The organism is Intrasporangium sp. (assembly GCF_035688975.1).
In the GTDB taxonomy this organism is placed as follows: Bacteria; Actinomycetota; Actinomycetes; order Actinomycetales; family Dermatophilaceae; genus CALMNV01.
Genome location: NZ_DASSMH010000152.1, coordinates 34122 through 51089, shown reverse-complemented (window position 1 = coordinate 51089; position 16968 = coordinate 34122). Strand labels below are relative to the sequence as shown.

The window sequence follows — 16968 nt, the reverse complement described above, 5'->3', positions numbered from 1 at the left end:
GTCCGGCCCGCTCGGCGGGGTGGCGGCCCGCCGGGCCAGCGCCATGTTCGGGCGGACCGGCCGGACGCCCGTGGCCGCCGGCGCCCTGCCCGACGCCGCGTCGCAGATCGTCGCGTGCTTCGACGGCCCCCTCGCCGGCGGTGAGGCCGAAGGCAGGGGCGATGACATCTTCGCCGACCCCTTCGTCGACGGGCTGCGGCCGGCTCCGCTACGGCTGCTCATGCTGCGCGACACCTCTCCCGAGGGCGCCGAGTGCGAGTCCGTGTGCAGCGCCGTCGTCGCGGCGGCCGACGACGCCGGGGTGCGAGTGTCGCTCCTCGACGCGGACTCGCCCGACCCGCTCCTGCGCCTCGCCTGGCACGTGGCCCTGACCGACTTCGCCGCGACGTATCTCGCCCTCGGCCACGGCTTCGACCCTGCCGGCTCCCCGCACGTGCGCCTGCTGCGGGCCGCGCGCGGCCGCTGACGCCGACGCGCGCCCGTACGCTGCCCGTGTGACCCCGCACTACGACCTCGCGATCATCGGCACCGGCTCGGGCAACTCGCTCGTCACCCCGCACTTCGCCGACAAGTCGGTGGCGGTCATCGAGTCCGGCCCCTTCGGCGGCACGTGCCTCAACGTCGGGTGCATCCCGACGAAGATGTTCGTGTATGCCGCCGACGTCGCCGAGGGCATCCGGGAGTCGGGGCGCTACGGCGTCGACGCGACCCTGGATCGGGTTCGCTGGACCGACATCCGCGACCGCGTCTTCGGGCGCATCGACCCCATCGCGGAGGCGGGCAAGCAGTACCGGATCACGGGTCGGGGCACGACCGCCCTGCTCGGCCGCGCCCGGTTCACCGGCGAGCGCCAGCTGGCGGTGTCGCTGCCCGACGGCAGCACCGAGCGGCTCACGGCCGACCAGGTCGTCGTGGCGACGGGCAGCTCGCCCGTCGTGCCCGACGTCGTGGCCCGCAGCGGCGTGCCCTTCGTCACGTCGGACACCATCATGCGCATCGACGCCGTCCCCGAGCGGCTCGTCGTCCTGGGCGGCGGCTACATCGCGGCGGAGATGGCCCACGTGTTCGGCCAGCTGGGCTCGCGCGTCACGCTGGTCGTGCGCGGCAGCCGCCTGCTGCGCCACTACGACGAGGAGATCGCGGTCCGGTTCACCCGGCTCGCGCGGGAGCGCTGGGACGTCCGCACGTCGGTCAACGTGGCCACGGTGGCCGCCCGCGGGCACGCGGTGGAGCTGGGCCTGACGGACGGCTCGCGCGTCGAGGGCGACCTCCTGCTCGTCGCGACGGGCCGGGCCCCGTCGACCGGCGACCTCGGCCTGGACCGGGCCGGTGTGGCGACGCGTCCCGACGGGCGCGTGGTCGTGGACGAGTTCGGCCGCACGACGGCGGCCGGGGTGTGGGCGCTCGGCGACGTGTCCTCCCCCCACCAGCTCAAGCACGTCGCCAACGCCGAGGCCCGCGCCGTCGCCCACAACCTCGTCCACCCCGAGGACCTGCGCCCCTTCCCGCACGAGCACGTGCCGTCGGCCGTCTTCAGCTCCCCGCAGCTCGCGACCGTGGGGCTGACCGAGCAGGAGTGCCTCGCGCGCGGGCTGCGCTACGTCGCGAAGACGCAGGCGTTCGGCGACACGGCATACGGCTGGGCCATGGAGGACACGACGAGCGTGTGCAAGGTCCTCGCGGACCCGGCCACCGGCCGGCTGCTCGGCGCCCACCTCCTCGGCCCGCAGGCGTCCACGCTCATCCAGCCGCTCGTGCAGGGCATGGCGTTCGGCACGTCGGCGCACGAGCTGGCCCGGGGCCAGTACTGGATCCACCCTGCCCTCACCGAGGTCGTCGAGAACGCCCTCCTCGGGCTCGACCTCGACCCCGTCGCCGAGGCCGAGCCCGACCCGACGCTCGACCCGACGATCGGGGCACCGCTCGGGTCCTGACGCCGGGCGGGGACCGCCTACGCTTAGGCCCCATGGCAGGCGGACTGGTAGCGCTTCTGGATGACGTCGCGGCGCTCGTGAAGCTCGCCGCGGCGTCGGTCGACGACGTGGGCGCGGCCGCGACGAAGGCGAGCATCAAGGCGACGGGCGTCGTCGTCGACGACACCGCCGTCACCCCCCGCTTCGTCCAGGGCCTCGACCCCGAGCGGGAGCTGCCGATCATCAAGCGGATCGCGCTGGGGTCGCTGCGCAACAAGCTCCTCGTCATCCTGCCGGTCGCCATGGTGCTGAGCCAGTTCCTTCCCTGGCTGCTCACCCCGGTCCTCATGGTCGGGGGCACGTACCTGTGCTACGAGGGCGCCGAGAAGGTGTGGGAGGCCGTGTCCGGGCACCACGAGAGCGAGGAGCCGGGCGGCGACGCCGCGGTCCACGAGGACACCGTCGTCTCCGGCGCCATCCGCACCGACTTCATCCTCTCGGCCGAGATCATGGTCATCGCGCTGAACGAGGTCGAGGACCAGCCCTTCGTCGCGCGCGGCATCATCCTCGTCATCGTGGCGCTGCTCATCACCGCGCTCGTCTACGGCGTCGTCGGCGTCATCGTCAAGATGGACGACATCGGCCTGCGGCTGGCCGAACGCGACTCCGGCGCCGCGCAGCGCGTCGGCCGGGCGCTCGTCAAGGGCATGCCGAGGCTGCTCCAGGGGCTCTCCACCGTCGGCGTCGCCGCCATGCTGTGGGTCGGCGGCCACATCCTCCTCGTCGGTGCCGACGAGCTCGGTTGGCACGGCCTCTATGACGCCGTCCACCACCTCGAGGGGGGCGTGGCGGGGGTCGCCGGGGTGGGCGGCATCCTCAGCTGGGTCGTCGGCACCCTCGCCGCGGCGTTGCTCGGCCTCGTCGTGGGTGCCGTCGTCGTCGCGGCCCTGCATGCCCTCCCGCGCCGGAAGGCCCGGGCGCACTAACGCCTAGACTGGCACCCGCCGGCGTGGGGAGTGACCCGCGTGCCCGGATGGGGCTGCGCCGGGGCCCACACACCATGCACCTGACACGGAAGAGTTCCCCTCATGCCCATTGACCACAAGGTTGCCGACCTCCGCCTCGCCGAGGCGGGCCGCCACCAGCTGCGCCTCGCCGAGCACGAGATGCCCGGACTCATGGCGCTGCGCGAGGAGTATGCCGCGAGCCAGCCCCTGAGGGGCGCCCGGATCGCCGGGTCGCTGCACATGACCGTGCAGACCGGCGTGCTCATCGAGACCCTCACCGCCCTCGGAGCGCAGGTCCGGTGGGCGTCGTGCAACATCTACTCGACCCAGGACGAGGCGGCCGCCGCGGTCGTCGTCGGCCCCCACGGCACCCCGGAGGACCCGCAGGGCGTCCCGGTCTTCGCGTGGAAGGGCGAGACCCTCGCGGAGTACTGGTGGTGCACCGACCAGATCCTCACCTGGCCGGCCGGCCCGGATGGGTCGGTCGGCCCCAACATGATCCTCGACGACGGCGGCGACGCCACGATGCTCGTCCACAAGGGCCGCGAGTGGGAGCAGGCTGGCCAGGTGCCGGCGACGACCGAGGAGGACTCCGAGGAGTTCGGCGTCTTCAAGGAGCTCGTGCGCGCCACGCTCGCCGCCGACCCGCAGAAGTGGACGACGGTCGCGGCCGGGGTCAAGGGGGTCACGGAGGAGACGACGACCGGGGTGCACCGCCTCTACCAGCTCGCCGAGACCGGTGACCTGCTCTTCCCGGCCATCAACGTCAACGACTCCGTCACCAAGAGCAAGTTCGACAACAAGTACGGGTGCCGCCACTCGCTCATCGACGGGCTCAACCGGGCCACCGACGTCCTCATCGGCGGCAAGCTGGCTGTGGTCTGCGGCTACGGCGACGTCGGCAAGGGCTGCGCGCAGGCGCTCGCCGGGCAGGGCGCCCGGGTGGTGGTGACCGAGGTCGACCCCATCTGCGCCCTGCAGGCCGCCATGGAGGGGTACCAGGTGGCTCGGCTCGAGGACGTCGTCGGCCAGGCCGACATCTTCATCACGACGACGGGCTGCTACGACGTCATCACGGCGGCCCACATGCAGCAGATGAAGAACAAGGCGATCGTCGCCAACATCGGCCACTTCGACAACGAGATCGACATGGCCGGCCTCGCCAGGGTCCCCGGCGTCGTGAAGACCCAGATCAAGCCGCAGGTGCACGAGTGGACCTTCCCGTCCGGGACCTCGATCATCGTCCTGTCCGAGGGCCGCCTGATGAACCTCGGCAACGCGACCGGCCACCCGTCCTTCGTCATGAGCAACTCGTTCTCCAACCAGACGATCGCCCAGATCGAGCTCTTCACCAAGACCGCGCAGTACGACAGGCAGGTGTACACCCTGCCCAAGATCCTCGACGAGAAGGTCGCCCGCCTGCACCTCGAGGCCCTCGGCGTGCGGCTCACCGAGCTGACGAAGGGACAGGCGGAGTACCTCGGCGTCGACGTGGCCGGACCCTTCAAGCCGGAGCACTACCGCTACTGACCACCCGTCCCGGGCTGCGCCGCGCCGTATGCCGTCCCCCGACTGCGGTGGGCGGCATACGGGCGTCGTGGCCGGGCCGGCCGAGCCGGTGAGGGCGGGATCACGACGACGGGGACCGCAGGAGGGTGGAGCCGTCCGCCCGGGCGACCTGCGTCCAGTGCTCCTGCGCGCGCAGCGACTCGAGCACCGGGGACCCGTCCGGCAGGAGCGCATGCGTGCAGCCGGTGCGCTGCGGGAACGCCTGCCAGCCCGGTCTCGCGGCGACGAAGTCGGTGTACCGCTCGACGTGGTCGACGGAGTAGACCTCGGTGCGGCCGTCGATGACCGGGCGGAGCTGGGGGTGGCGCCAGAGGAGCCACCCGCCGTCGGTGTAGTCGTTGCAGACGACCGTGCCTGTGGCCAGGGCGTCGAGCGCGACGTCGAGCCCGGCCGGTCCACGGCCGGGATGGGCGGCCACCGTGGGGGCGAGGACCGCGGCGATGGCCAGGCCGACGGCGGCCAGCACCGCGGTGGCGCGCGTCTCGCGGGGGCTCACGTCCTCGCGCCGTAGCCGGGACGCGCGGGCCAGCGCCTCCGCCGTCACGGGGGCCACGACGGCCGCGCCAAGCGGCACGGTCCGCACGTAGAGCAGCGCCATGCCGGTCCCGGCCGCGAGGAGCAGCAGCCGCGTCCACGGGACCGCCGTCCCGCCCCGGGCCCAGAGGAGGACGGGCACCGCCGCGAGCGCGAGGAAGGCGAGGAAGAAGCCGTCCGACAGGGACGGCGCCGCCCACTCCGTGACGAACCTGGTGTAGCCGCGCACGGTGAGCGGGGCGAGCAGCAGGCCGGGGCCGACCGGCGTGAGGGCGGCCGCGACGAGGGACAGCGCGGGCACGAGGGCCAGCTGGCGCCCCTGGCGCCACGAGAGGCTGCGGTCGAGCGCCATCCCGGCGATGACGGTGCCGGCCACGACGAGCCCGACGAACCACATCCCATGCGTGCACGCCCACAGCCACGTCAGCGGCACGAGCCACCCGCGCGGCCGACGGTCCTCGGCGGTGCGCAGCCACGCCCGGACGGTGACCGCCGTGAGGGCGAAGGTCACGAGCTGCGGTCGCAGCGACATGCTCCCGGCCATGGCGACGAAGGTGACGGTCGCGACGACCGCGCTGACGAGGATCGGGGCGCGGTCCCGGCACGAGGCCCAGACCGCGAGCAGGGCCGCGGTCGCGCCGAGGGGCAGCAGCCAGGCCACGCCCGGCAGCCCGAGCCACTGCTGCACGATGCTGAGGACGAGCTCGGGCAGCCACTCGTGCAGCACCCAGGGCCGGCTCGACGCGGGGCTCCAGGGCTCCGGGCCGGCGAACGACCAGGTCTGGCGCAGGAAGTCGCCGGCGCGCAGGTGCCAGAAGGTGTCGGGGTCGCGCACCGGCACGAGGACCCGGACCGCGACGGCCAGCAGGACGAGGCCGGGCAGCGCCCGCCGCAGCGCCAGAGGAAAGGCGGGTCGGCGCTTCGTCGCGGCGGTGCTGTCCTGCGTCACCCGCAGATCATCCCGGACGCGGTGGGTGCTCGCTGCCCGGGGCATCGGGATGGGCCGGATGCCGCGTGCCGAGAGCGGGCTGGGCCGTGTGAAAGACTTTGGACACCGAGGACGGCGAGGTGGGTGCCGGTGACGGAGGGAGCGGACGTGAAGGGTCGGGTGCTGGTCGTCGACGACGATCTGGCGCTGGCGGAGATGCTCGGCATCGTGCTGCGCAACGAGGGACTCGACGTCGTGCACTGCGCCGACGGGTCCGAGGCCGTGGCGGCCTTCCGGGAGAGCCGGCCGGACCTCCTGCTGCTCGACGTCATGCTGCCGGGCCTCGACGGCATGGAGGTATGCCGCCGCATCCGCGCCGAGAGCGGCGTGCCGATCGTCATGCTCACCGCCCGCACCGACACGGTGGACATCGTCGTCGGCCTCGAGTCCGGCGCCGACGACTACGTCGTCAAACCCTTCAAGCCGCAAGAGCTCATCGCGCGCGTCCGGGCCCGGCTCCGTCGCGGCGACGAGCCGGAGCCGGAGCGGCTGACCATCGGTGACCTCGAGATCGACGTGGCCGGGCACTCGGTCCGGCGTGACGGCGTGGCCCTGTCCCTCACGCCGCTCGAGTTCGACCTGCTCGTCGCGCTCGCCCGCAAGCCGTGGCAGGTCTTCACCCGCGAGGTCCTGCTCGAGCAGGTCTGGGGATACCGGCACGCGGGCGACACCCGCCTCGTCAACGTCCACGTCCAGCGGCTGCGCTCCAAGATCGAGCACGACCCGGAGCGGCCGGAGATCGTCGTGACCGTCCGGGGAGTGGGCTACAAGGCGGGGTCCGCCTGAGATGGCCGCCCGGCCCGACGCGCGTCGGCTCGCTGAGCGGGCCTGGTCCGCGGTGCGGGCCGGCCGCCGGAAGGTCGCGCACCTGTGGCGGGCGTCGCTGGCCTTCCGGGTCGTCGTCGTCACCATGCTGCTCGGGGTGCTCGTCCTCACCGCCGTCGGCACCTACCTCTACCGCACCATCGCGCAGGGCCTCGTCGACGGCCGCCAGAAGATCGCGGCCGACGACAGCCTGGTGCTCGCCCGCGACGCCCAGCGCCAGTTCGACGCGACGGACAAGACGGAGTCCGCCGCGACCCTGACGCAGCTGGCCACCGACCTCGCCAAGGGCTACACCCAGGTGGCCCGGAGCGAGCGCCGCTACGTCGTCATCACCCGCACCGACACCAACGACCGGCCGCTCGTGATCCCACCGGTCGAGACCAGCTCGGTGGGCCTGCGCTACATCCCGACCGGCCTGCGCCAGGCGGTCTCGTCCGCGCCCGGGCGCCAGCACCTGCAGGTGGCGACGGTCGAGGAGAACGGCGACGAGGTGTCGGCGGTCATCGTCGGGCAGCCCATCGAGATCCCCGTCGCCGGCACGTACGGCCTCTACTTCATCTACCCGATGCAGCGGGAGCGGGAGATCATCAGCCTCATCGGGCAGACCTTCCTGCTCGGCGGCGCGGCCCTCATCTTCCTCATCGGGGTCATCGCCTTCGTCGTGACCCGCCTCGTGGCCGACCCGGTGCGCCGAGCGGCGCGGGTGGCCGAGCGCTTCGCCGACGGCCACCTCGGCGAACGCATGCGGGCCAAGGGGGAGGACGACCTGGCCCGCCTCGGGAACTCCTTCAACGCCATGGCGGCCTCGATCCAGCAGCAGATCGCCCAGCTGGAGAACCTCTCCCGGGTCCAGCAGCGCTTCGTCTCGGACGTCTCGCACGAGCTGCGCACGCCACTGACGACGATCCGGATGGCGGGCGAGCTCATCCACGACGCGCGCTCGAGCTTCGACCCCGCGGTCGCACGGTCGGCGGAGCTGCTGCGGGGGGAGCTGGACCGTTTCGAGGAGCTGCTGTCAGACCTGCTCGAGATCTCGCGGTTCGACGCCGGCGCGGCGTCGCTCGAGGTCGAGGCCACCAACCTCGGGGCGTGCGTGGACCGCGTCGTGGCGGCCCTCGCTCCGCTGGCGGAGCGCAAGGGCAGCACCATCTCGGTGCACGAGCCGCCCGAGCCGGTCATCGCCGACATCGACGTCCGGCGCATCGAGCGGATCCTGCGCAACCTCGTGTCCAACGCCATCGAGCACGGCGAGGGCCGGCCGGTCGAGGTGTCCCTCGGCTCCAACGAGTCCGCGGTGGCGGTGAGCGTGCGGGACCACGGGGTGGGGCTGCGCCCGGGCGAGGCGGCGCTCGTGTTCACCCGGTTCTGGCGGGCGGACCCCGCCCGGGCCCGGACGACCGGAGGCACGGGCCTCGGGCTGGCGATCGCCCTCGAGGACGCGCGGTTGCACGCCGGGCGCCTGGAGGCCTGGGGTGCCCCAGGCGAGGGCTCGTGCTTCCGGCTGACGCTGCCCCGGCACGCGGGCGGCACGATCACGTCCTCTCCCCTCCCGCTCAACCCGCTCGGTGGGCCCCGAGCCCGCCCCACGGGCTCGCGCGCGCTCCCCGCCGGGTCACGGGGCCTGCCGGCCGGCCCCCGCGTCCCCCGGCAGGGCGGGCAGCCGTCCGTGCCGGCGGGGGAGCGGACGCCATGAGGCCCCGACCGCGACGCGGGCTCGCCCTCGCGCTCACCGCGGCCGGCCTGCTCGGGGTCGCGGGCTGCGCAGGGCTGCCCGACACGTCGGGGGTGATCGAGGGCAGGCGGCTCGACGAGCCGATCAGCGACCCGGTGCGGGTGGTGCCGCAGGGGCCGGTCGCGGGCGCGTCGCCCGAGGCCGTCGCCCTCGGCTTCATCCGCGCCGGCGAGGACGCCGACGAGAACCGGGAGACCGGGAAGTCCTATCTCGCACCCTCGTCGGTCGACCTGTGGCGGTGGTCGAGCTCCGACGTCGTCGTCTACGACACGGCCGACGACCTCACGGTGCGGCGCGTCGGCCCGGAACGACTGGAGGTGCGCACCTCCGCCGTCGCCCGGGTGACCCCCGAGGGCCGCTACGAGGAGTACCCCGCAGGCACGACCGTCTCGGTGACCCTCCGCCTGACCAAGGTCGGCGGGGAGTGGCGCATCGAGCTGCCCCGGGAGGGGTTCGGCCTGTGGCTGGACAGCAACGCCTTCGACCGGCTCTACGCCGCGCGGCACGTCTACTACGTCACGCCCAGCGGGCGCCGGCTCGTGCCGGACACGCGCTGGATCCAGTCCGGCTCGGCCATGGCCACGACGCTGGCACGCGCCCAGCTCGCCCCGGTGCCCGGCTACCTCGCCGGCGTGCTCACGACCGGTGTCCCGCCCAACACCAAGCTCGCCGTCAACGCCGTGCCGGTCGACAGCGGCCGGGCGCTGGTGAACCTCGGGGCCCAGGCCCGGGACGCCGAGCCCATCGAGCGCGCGGCCATGTGGGCACAGCTCACGACGACGCTGCAGCAGGTGCCGGCCGTGCAGTCCGTCTCCCTCGCGGTGGAGGGCACCCCGCTGGAGCTGCCCGGCGTCGGCGGCGCCGTGTCGTCCGGGCTCGACCTCGGCTACGAGACGGTCACCGCCCGGTCCTTCGAGACCGCGCTGCTACGCCGGGCCGACCGCCTCACCCGGATCGACCCGCGGGACATCCCCGACGGGGCGGTCGACAAGCGGCGTCCGGACACGACGGCGCAGGACGGTGACCCGGCCCGCATCCCCGAGGGGTGGACCCGGCTCGCGCTCTCCGTCGACGGCAAGGAGACCGCCGCCGTCGGCGGCGACCTGCGCGAGCTGTCGCGGTGGCGCGGCAACGAGTTCCTCGCCGTGCCGCCCTTCGGCTCCGGGCTGAGCCGGCCGGAGTACGACTCCTTCGGCTATCTCTGGATCGGCGGCCGCGCGCCGGACGGCAGCACGAGGGTCTGGGCCCTCGCGACGGGCACCGCCACGGAGACGGCCGTCCCGTTCACGGTGAGCGCCGCATGGCTCGCCGGCCGCCGCGTCGAGGCCCTGGCCGTGTCTCCGGACTCCACCCGCCTGCTCGTCGTCTCGACCCTGCCCGACGGCAGCGACGCGCAGCTCGGCCTCACCGGCATCGTGCGCTCGCCGAGCGGCAAGCCGGCGTCGCTGACCACCCCGTGGCGCCAGGCCCAGCCGCTCACCCTGCTGCGTGACGTCACCTGGCTCGAGACCGACACGTATGCCGTGCTCGGCCGCATCGACCAGCGCGACCCGGTCCGGCCCTGGCTGGGCCGGGTGGGCGCCGGCCTGGAGGGGCTGCGCCGTCGCGGCGCGGCCGCGCCGGCGGAGGGCCGCCTCGCCCCCGTGCCCGGGGGCGTGTCGATCACGTCGGTGGGCGGACCGCGCGGCCTCGTCGTCATCACCGACGAGGACCGGGTCCTCGTGCGGGCGGGTGCCACCTGGCGCGAGATCGCGACCGGCACCGACCTGCTCGTGCCGGGTCGCTGAGGCGTGCCGTGGGCCGGCCCACGGCCCGGAGCCAAGCCCACGTGCGACCAGCCGGCGGCATGTGCCACCAGCCGGCGGCATGTGCCACCAGCCGGCGGCGCGGGGGTCGGGTTCTCCACAGCCGCCCGGGCGGCGCCCCGCTCCTCCACCGAGGCCCGTCCCGCCGTTGAGGATCGGCCCGCGGCCTGCTGGGCTGAGGCGTGCTGCAGGCGCTCCTCGACCTCGTCCTGCCTCTTGAGTGCGCCGGCTGCCGCAGGGCCGGGACGCGCTGGTGCCGACGCTGCACGCGGGCGCTCGGGCACCTCGCCGCCCGTGGTGGCCCGGCGCGCGTGGCGCCGGACCCGGTGCCACCCGGCCTGCCGCCGACGTGGGCGTGGGGCGCCTACGACGACCCGCTGCGCTCCGCGGTGACGGCGTGGAAGGACGAGGGTCGCAGGGACATCGCGCAGCTCCTCGCGCCACTGCTCGCGGTGGCGATCGACGCGGCCCTGGCCGGGTCCGGCTGGGATGACGGCCCCGTGCTGCTCGTCCCGGCGCCGTCGTCGCGCCGGGCGCAGCGCGCGCGTGGCGAGCTGCCGCTGCTGGAGCTGGGACGACGGGCCCGCGGGGCCGCGCCGAGGCGTCCGGGCGAGCCCCGTCTTGCCCCGGCCCTGACCGTGGTGCGGGCGGTGGCCGACCAGGCCCGTCTGGGACAGCGGGAGCGGGCCCGCAACCTCGGCGGGGCGTTGGCCGTCGCGCCCCGCTTCGCCGGTGTCGTGGCCGGCCGCCGGTGCCTCGTCATCGACGACGTCGTGACGACGGGAGCGACCCTCGCCGAGGCGGCCCGGGCCCTGCGCGAAGCCGGTGCCGTGGGCGTGGTCGCGGCGACCGTCGCCGCCACCAGGCGACGCCGCGGGGACGCCGCGACCCGGGCGAGATGACGTCGCGGCGCGCCGGTCCCGGCCCGCTTTCGCGCCCCCCAGCCGGAGTAGGGTCGGGGTAGAGCCCCGAGCCCCGGGGAGGCAGCGGCGACCCGGCGCGGCCCAGGTCGACTGAAAGGGGTGGCGTCCGTAGGCGTGGACGGCCCGTGCGGCCGAGGAGCATCCAGCAAGCAGCACGATTGAGGAGGAACCGTGGAGATCGTCGTCACTGGACGCCACGTCCAGATCCCCGACCGATTCCGTGAGCAGCTCGAGGAACGCCTGGCCAAGGTGCCGGCCCTCGCGCCCAAGGTCAACCGCATCGACGTCGTCGTCACCCATGAGCGCGTCACGCGAGGCTCGGACCGGGTGGAGATCACGTGCCACGCCAAGGGCCCCGTCATCCGTGCCGAGTCGTGCATGGACGACAAGTTCGCGGCCCTCGACGCGGCGGTGGACAAGCTCATGGAACGCCTGCGGCGCGTGCACGACCGCAAGCGGGTGAGCCGGGGGCGGCGACTACCGGAGTCCGTGTCCCAGGCGAGCGCTCGGTTCACGCCGCCGGGGAGTGGCGAGTCCGCCCCCGACGAGCAGTCGACCGGCGCGACCGACGACCTCGACCGGTTCGGCGCGATGGGCAACTCGCCCATCGAGGTGCGCGAGAAGGTGCACACCGCGGCGCCCATGACGCTCGAGGACGCCATCAACCAGATGGAGCTCGTCGGCCACGACTTCTTCCTCTTCCACGACGTCGAGGCCGACCGGCCGAGCGTCGTCTACCGCCGCCGCGGCTGGAGCTACGGCGTGCTGCACCTGGAGACCGCCGAGGAGGAGGCGGACGCCACCGCCGCCACCGGCTGACGCACGTCCGAGTCACGCGGACCCGGGCGTCGCTCGGGTCCGCGCGTCGTTTCTGCCACCATATGCGGGTGATGGCCATCGAGACTGAACCGATCCGAGTCCTCATCGTCGACGACCACGCCCTCTACCGGCGCGGCCTGCTGACGATCCTCGACACCGAGGATGGGATCGAGGTCGTCGGGGAGGCCGCCGACGGCGTGGAGGCGGTGACCCGGGCGGTCGACCTGATCCCCGACGTCATCCTCATGGACGTGAGCATGCCCAAGCGCGGTGGCATCGAGGCGTGCCGCGTCGTGCGCGAGCAGGTGCCGTCGGCACGCATCCTCATGCTCACCAGCTCCGAGGACGAGGTCAACCTCTTCGAGGCGGTCCGCGCCGGGGCCAACGGCTACCTGCTCAAGAACGTCCCACCGGAGGAGGTGGCGGCCGGCATCCGCGGCCTGCACAACGGCCAGTCGCTGCTCTCGCCGCTGATGGCCTCCAAGCTGCTCACCGAGTTCGCCAGCCTCAGCGCCCCGCAGACCCGCCCCGCGCCCGCGGCCGGGCTCGAGCTGCCCCGGCTCACCGACCGCGAGCTCGACATCCTGCGCCTCGTCGCGCGCGGTCGGCTCAACCGCGAGATCGCGGGCGAGCTGTTCATCTCGGAGAACACCGTCCGCAACCACATCCGCAACATCCTCGACAAGCTGCAGATGCACTCCCGCATGGAGGCGGCCATGTATGCCGTGCGCCAGCGGCTCATCGACCCCGGCGAATGAGCCCCGCGCGGGCCGTCCTGAGCAGGGGCCAAGCCCGCCGGGTCGCCCTCGCCGCCCAGGGCTTCCTCGACCCGCGGCCCGCGCCGTGGACGGCGACCATGCGGCACATGCAGCGGGTGCTCGACCGGGTGGGAGTCGTGCAGATCGACAGCGTCAACGTCCTCACGCGCAGCCACTACCTGCCGTTCTTCTCCCGGCTCGGCCCCTACGACACCGGCCTGCTCGACCGGGCCCGGGACCGGGCTCCCCGCCGGGTCGTCGAGTACTGGGCCCACGAGGCGAGCCTCATCCCGCCGGCCACGTGGCCGCTGCTCGCCTTCCGGATGCGCCGGGCGGCGGACTCGGCCTGGGGCTCCATGCGCCGCGTCGTGGCCGAGCGGCCCGAGCTCGTCGCAGCGGTGGAGGCGGAGGTCGGGCGACGGGGCCCGCTCACCTCCCGCGAGGTCGAGCTCGCCCTCGAGCACGACCTGCCGCGCGGCGCCGGGCAGTGGGGCTGGAACTGGTCCGAGGTCAAGCAGGCGCTCGAGTACCTCTTCTGGGCCGGCCGGATCAGCTCCGCCGGGCGGACGAGCCAGTTCGAGCGCCGGTATGCCGCCACCGACGTGGTCGCGCCGCAGAGGCACCGCGATGCCTGGCGGCGCCGGCCGGGCCCCGAGCACGACGCCGACGCGATGGTCGAGCTCGTCCGGATCGCGGCGCGGTCCCACGGCGTGGCGACCGAGCGCTGCCTCGCGGACTACTTTCGGCTGAGCCGCGAGGACACCCGGTGCGCCGTCGCCCGGCTCGTCGCGGACGGCGAGCTCGTCCCGGTCACGGTGCCCGGGTGGGCGCCCGCGGCATACCTGCACGCCGCCGCCCGCGTCCCCCGCCGCGTCCAGGCGGCGACGCTCCTCAGCCCCTTCGACTCGCTCGTGTGGCAGCGGCGACGCATCCTCGGGCTGTGGGACTTCGCCTACCGGATCGAGATCTACACCCCGGCGCACCGGCGGGTGCACGGCTACTACGTCCTGCCGTTCCTCTACGGCGAGCGGCTGGTGGCCCGCTGCGACCTCAAGGCCGACCGCGCTGCCGGAGTCCTGCGCTGTCACCGGGTCACGTGGGAGCCGCAGGCCCCGGTCGGCGCGGCGCCGGCCCTCGAGGCGACCCTGCGGTCGATGGCCGACTGGCTCGGCCTCGACACGGTCGCCTCACCGGGAACCGGGTCCCGTCGCTGACGCGTTGGTCGGTTGGTCGGGGCAGCGACTAGCCTAGGCAGGTCCGTGGGCACCACGGGCGAGGGAGCCCGCCCCGCCGGGGTGGCAGTCCGATTCCGTCGGGAGTGAGATCCAACCATGGTCATCGACAAGCTGCTGCGCGCCGGTGAGGGCCGGACCCTGAAGAAGCTGCAGGGGATCGCCAAGCAGGTGGCCGCGCTGGAGGCCGACTTCGAGAAGCTCAGCGACGAGGAGCTGCGGGACGAGACGCCCGCCTTCCGCGAGCGGCTCGCTGCCGGCGAGAGCCTCGACGACCTGCTGCCCGAGGCCTTCGCGGCCGTGCGCGAGGCCAGCAAGCGGACCCTCGGCAAGCGCCACTTCGACGTCCAGATCATGGGTGGCGCCGCGCTGCACCTCGGCAACGTCGCCGAGATGAAGACCGGTGAGGGCAAGACCCTCGTCGCCACCCTGCCGTCCTACCTCAACGCCCTCACGGGGCAGGGCGTGCACGTCATCACCGTCAACGACTTCCTCGCCGAGTACCAGTCCGAGCTCATGGGGCGTGTGCACCGCGCCCTCGGCGTCGAGACCGGCTGCATCCTCGCCTCGATGACGCCGGAGCAGCGACGCGTCGAGTACTCCAAGGACATCACCTACGGCACCAACAACGAGTTCGGCTTCGACTACCTGCGCGACAACATGGCCTGGTCACCGGAGGAGCTGGTCCAGCGGGGCCACCACTTCTGCATCGTCGACGAGGTGGACTCCATCCTCATCGACGAGGCCCGCACGCCGCTCATCATCTCCGGCCCGGCCGACCTCGCGACCAAGTGGTACGTCGAGTTCGCCAAGATCGCGGCCCGCCTGCAGCGGGGCGAGGACGGCCGCGGCGACTACGAGGTCGACGAGAAGAAGCGGACCGTCGGGGTGCTCGAGTCGGGCATCGCGAAGGTCGAGGACCTGCTCGGCATCGACAACCTCTACGACACGGTCAACACCCCGCTCATCGGCTACCTCAACAACTCCATCAAGGCCAAGGAGCTGTTCAAGAAGGACAAGGACTACGTCGTCCTGTCGGGCGAGATCCTCATCGTCGACGAGCACACCGGCCGGATGCTGCCCGGACGGCGCTACAACGAGGGCATGCACCAGGCGATCGAGGCCAAGGAGGGGGTCGAGATCAAGAACGAGAACCAGACCCTCGCCACGATCACCCTGCAGAACTACTTCCGCATGTACGAGAAGCTCTCCGGCATGACCGGCACGGCGCAGACCGAGGCGGCCGAGCTCAACTCGATCTACAAGCTCGGGGTCATCCCCATCCCGACCAACCGGCCGATGATCCGCGTCGACCAGCGCGACCTCGTCTACCGCACCGAGGTGGCCAAGTTCGACGCCGTCGTCGCCGACATCGTCGAGCGGCACGACGCGGGCCAGCCCGTCCTCGTCGGCACGACGTCGGTGGAGAAGAGCGAGTACCTCTCCCGCCAGCTGAAGAAGAGCGGCGTGCCGCACCAGGTGCTCAACGCCAAGCAGCACGAGCGTGAGGCGGCCATCGTCGCCGAGGCCGGCCGCAAGGGCGCCGTCACCGTCGCGACGAACATGGCCGGCCGCGGCACCGACATCATGCTGGGCGGGAACTCGGAGTTCCGGGCGGTGGCCGAGCTGAAGCGACGCGGGCTCGACCCGGAGCAGACGCCGGAGGAGTACGAGGCGGCCTGGGACGAGGCGCTCGCGGCCGCCGAGGCCGCCGTGGCGGAGGAGCACGAGGAGGTCGTCGCGCTCGGCGGCCTCTACGTCCTCGGCACCGAGCGACACGAGTCCCGGCGCATCGACAACCAGCTCCGCGGCCGGTCCGGCCGGCAGGGCGACCCCGGCGAGAGCCGGTTCTACCTGTCGCTGCAGGACGACCTCATGCGGCTGTTCAACTCCGGGCTCGTCGACCGCTTCATGCAGAGCGCCGGCATGGAGGACACCGTGCCGATCGAGTCCAAGATGGTCACGAGCTCGATCCAGAAGGCCCAGGCCGCCGTCGAGGCCCGCAACTACGAGATCCGCAAGAACGTCCTCAAGTACGACGACGTGCTCAACCGGCAGCGGCAGGTCATCTACGACGAGCGCCGCGCCGTGCTCGAGGGCGAGGACCTGCACGAGCAGCTGCGGATGTTCGTCAACGACGTCGTCGGCTCCTACATCGACTCCGCCACCGCGGAGGGCTTCGCGGCCGACTGGGACCTCGAGCGGCTCTGGGCCGCGCTGCGCCAGGTGTTCCCCGTGTCCGTGACGATCCCCGACCTCGAGGCGATGGCGGGCGGACGCCAGGCGATCACCGCGGAGCTGCTCCGGGAGCAGCTGATGTCGGACGCCCACCGCGCCTACGACCGCCGCGAGGAGTCGCTCGGTGAGGAGACGATGCGTGAGGTCGAGCGCCGCGTCGTCCTGTCGGTCCTCGACCGCAAGTGGCGCGAGCACCTCTATGAGATGGACTACCTCCAGGAGGGCATCGGCCTGCGCGCCATGGCCCAGCGCGACCCGCTCATCGAGTACCAGCGCGAGGGCTTCCAGCTCTTCGAGGCCATGATGGACGGCATCAAGGAGGAGTCGGTCTCCCACCTGTTCTCCGTGGAGGTCGAGGTGGCCCCGGCGGTTGAGCCGCAGGCGGTCGCGCCTCGGACGGTCACGGAGATGTTCGGCGGCCTCCGGCCGGCCGGCGCGGAGCCCGAGGTCCGGGTGTCCGGGGTCGACCTGCAGTCCGGCGGCCAGCCGTCGGGCGGGCTGCGCTACTCGGCGCCGGGGGAGACCGGTGAGGTCGTCGAGTCCGACGGGCAGCGCAGCGCCGTGCGCGCCGGCGGCCGGCGCGGCAAGAAGGCCAAGCGCAAGGGCCGCTGATCAGCCGAGGTCA

At 73.3% G+C, this 16968-nt stretch carries 13 protein-coding genes; 12 read left to right on the top strand and 1 reads right to left on the bottom strand.

Annotated elements, in window-relative coordinates:
- The 4 genes from VFJ94_RS15995 to ahcY form a co-directional block, all read left to right on the top strand.
- Nucleotides 1-466: SIS domain-containing protein (locus VFJ94_RS15995; RefSeq protein WP_325005220.1), on the top strand; the 466-nt coding region annotated here is incomplete at its 5' end.
- 28 nt (nucleotides 467-494) lie between these two features.
- Nucleotides 495-1934: a mycothione reductase gene (locus VFJ94_RS15990; RefSeq protein WP_325005219.1), complete on the top strand. Its 1440-nt coding sequence runs from the start codon at nucleotides 495-497 to the stop codon at nucleotides 1932-1934.
- Between the two features lie 32 nt (nucleotides 1935-1966).
- The gene (locus VFJ94_RS15985) at nucleotides 1967-2899 is read left to right on the top strand and encodes a DUF808 domain-containing protein (RefSeq protein WP_325005218.1); all 933 of its coding nucleotides are present in this window, start codon (nucleotides 1967-1969) and stop codon (nucleotides 2897-2899) included.
- A 102-nt stretch (nucleotides 2900-3001) separates the two neighbouring features.
- Nucleotides 3002-4450, top strand: coding sequence for an adenosylhomocysteinase (gene ahcY, locus VFJ94_RS15980; RefSeq protein ID WP_325005217.1), 1449 nt, complete (start codon nucleotides 3002-3004; stop codon nucleotides 4448-4450).
- Between the two features lie 100 nt (nucleotides 4451-4550).
- Here ahcY and VFJ94_RS15975 read toward each other — a convergent pair whose 3' ends face one another.
- A complete protein-coding gene (locus VFJ94_RS15975) occupies nucleotides 4551-5972 on the bottom strand; it encodes a hypothetical protein (protein WP_325005216.1) in 1422 nt (473 codons plus the stop codon).
- A 147-nt stretch (nucleotides 5973-6119) separates the two neighbouring features.
- On the opposite strand from VFJ94_RS15975, the gene mtrA reads away from it, so the two are divergent.
- The 8 genes from mtrA (at nucleotide 6120) to secA (ending at nucleotide 16955) form a co-directional block, all read left to right on the top strand.
- Nucleotides 6120-6797: an MtrAB system response regulator MtrA gene (gene mtrA / locus VFJ94_RS15970; RefSeq protein WP_325005215.1), complete on the top strand. Its 678-nt coding sequence runs from the start codon at nucleotides 6120-6122 to the stop codon at nucleotides 6795-6797.
- Between the two features lies 1 nt (nucleotide 6798).
- Complete coding sequence (gene mtrB / locus VFJ94_RS15965; protein WP_325005214.1) at nucleotides 6799-8529, top strand: MtrAB system histidine kinase MtrB; 1731 nt, start codon at nucleotides 6799-6801, stop codon at nucleotides 8527-8529.
- The gene (locus VFJ94_RS15960; protein ID WP_325005213.1) at nucleotides 8526-10355 is read left to right on the top strand and encodes a GerMN domain-containing protein; all 1830 of its coding nucleotides are present in this window, start codon (nucleotides 8526-8528) and stop codon (nucleotides 10353-10355) included. Before mtrB ends, VFJ94_RS15960 begins: the two co-directional genes overlap by 4 nt.
- A gap of 200 nt (nucleotides 10356-10555) precedes the next feature.
- Nucleotides 10556-11275 carry a ComF family protein gene (locus VFJ94_RS15955; RefSeq protein ID WP_325005212.1) on the top strand — a complete coding sequence of 240 codons (720 nt, stop codon included), beginning with the start codon at nucleotides 10556-10558 and terminating at the stop codon, nucleotides 11273-11275.
- A gap of 192 nt (nucleotides 11276-11467) precedes the next feature.
- Nucleotides 11468-12115: a ribosome hibernation-promoting factor, HPF/YfiA family gene (gene hpf, locus VFJ94_RS15950; protein WP_325005211.1), complete on the top strand. Its 648-nt coding sequence runs from the start codon at nucleotides 11468-11470 to the stop codon at nucleotides 12113-12115.
- Between the two features lie 71 nt (nucleotides 12116-12186).
- Nucleotides 12187-12873 carry a response regulator transcription factor gene (locus tag VFJ94_RS15945; RefSeq protein ID WP_325005221.1) on the top strand — a complete coding sequence of 229 codons (687 nt, stop codon included), beginning with the start codon at nucleotides 12187-12189 and terminating at the stop codon, nucleotides 12871-12873.
- Entirely contained in the window at nucleotides 12870-14087 is a 1218-nt protein-coding gene (locus tag VFJ94_RS15940) for a winged helix-turn-helix domain-containing protein (RefSeq protein WP_325005210.1), read from the top strand. Before VFJ94_RS15945 ends, VFJ94_RS15940 begins: the two co-directional genes overlap by 4 nt.
- Before the next feature lie 117 nt (nucleotides 14088-14204).
- On the top strand, nucleotides 14205-16955 hold the full coding sequence (gene secA, locus VFJ94_RS15935; RefSeq protein ID WP_325005209.1) for a preprotein translocase subunit SecA: 2751 nt from the start codon (nucleotides 14205-14207) through the stop codon (nucleotides 16953-16955).
- The last annotated feature ends 13 nt before the right edge of the window (nucleotides 16956-16968 follow it).

Excerpts from the sequence above, each read along its gene's own strand:
- VFJ94_RS15985 (WP_325005218.1), top strand. The coding sequence starts at position 1,967 with ATGGCAGGCGGACTGGTAGCGCTTCTGGATGACGTCGCGGCGCTCGTG.
- ahcY (WP_325005217.1), top strand. The coding sequence starts at position 3,002 with ATGCCCATTGACCACAAGGTTGCCGACCTCCGCCTCGCCGAGGCGGGC.
- mtrB (WP_325005214.1), top strand. The coding sequence starts at position 6,799 with ATGGCCGCCCGGCCCGACGCGCGTCGGCTCGCTGAGCGGGCCTGGTCC.
- VFJ94_RS15960 (WP_325005213.1), top strand. The coding sequence starts at position 8,526 with ATGAGGCCCCGACCGCGACGCGGGCTCGCCCTCGCGCTCACCGCGGCC.
- VFJ94_RS15945 (WP_325005221.1), top strand. The coding sequence starts at position 12,187 with ATGGCCATCGAGACTGAACCGATCCGAGTCCTCATCGTCGACGACCAC.
- VFJ94_RS15940 (WP_325005210.1), top strand. The coding sequence starts at position 12,870 with ATGAGCCCCGCGCGGGCCGTCCTGAGCAGGGGCCAAGCCCGCCGGGTC.
- secA (WP_325005209.1), top strand. The coding sequence starts at position 14,205 with ATGGTCATCGACAAGCTGCTGCGCGCCGGTGAGGGCCGGACCCTGAAG.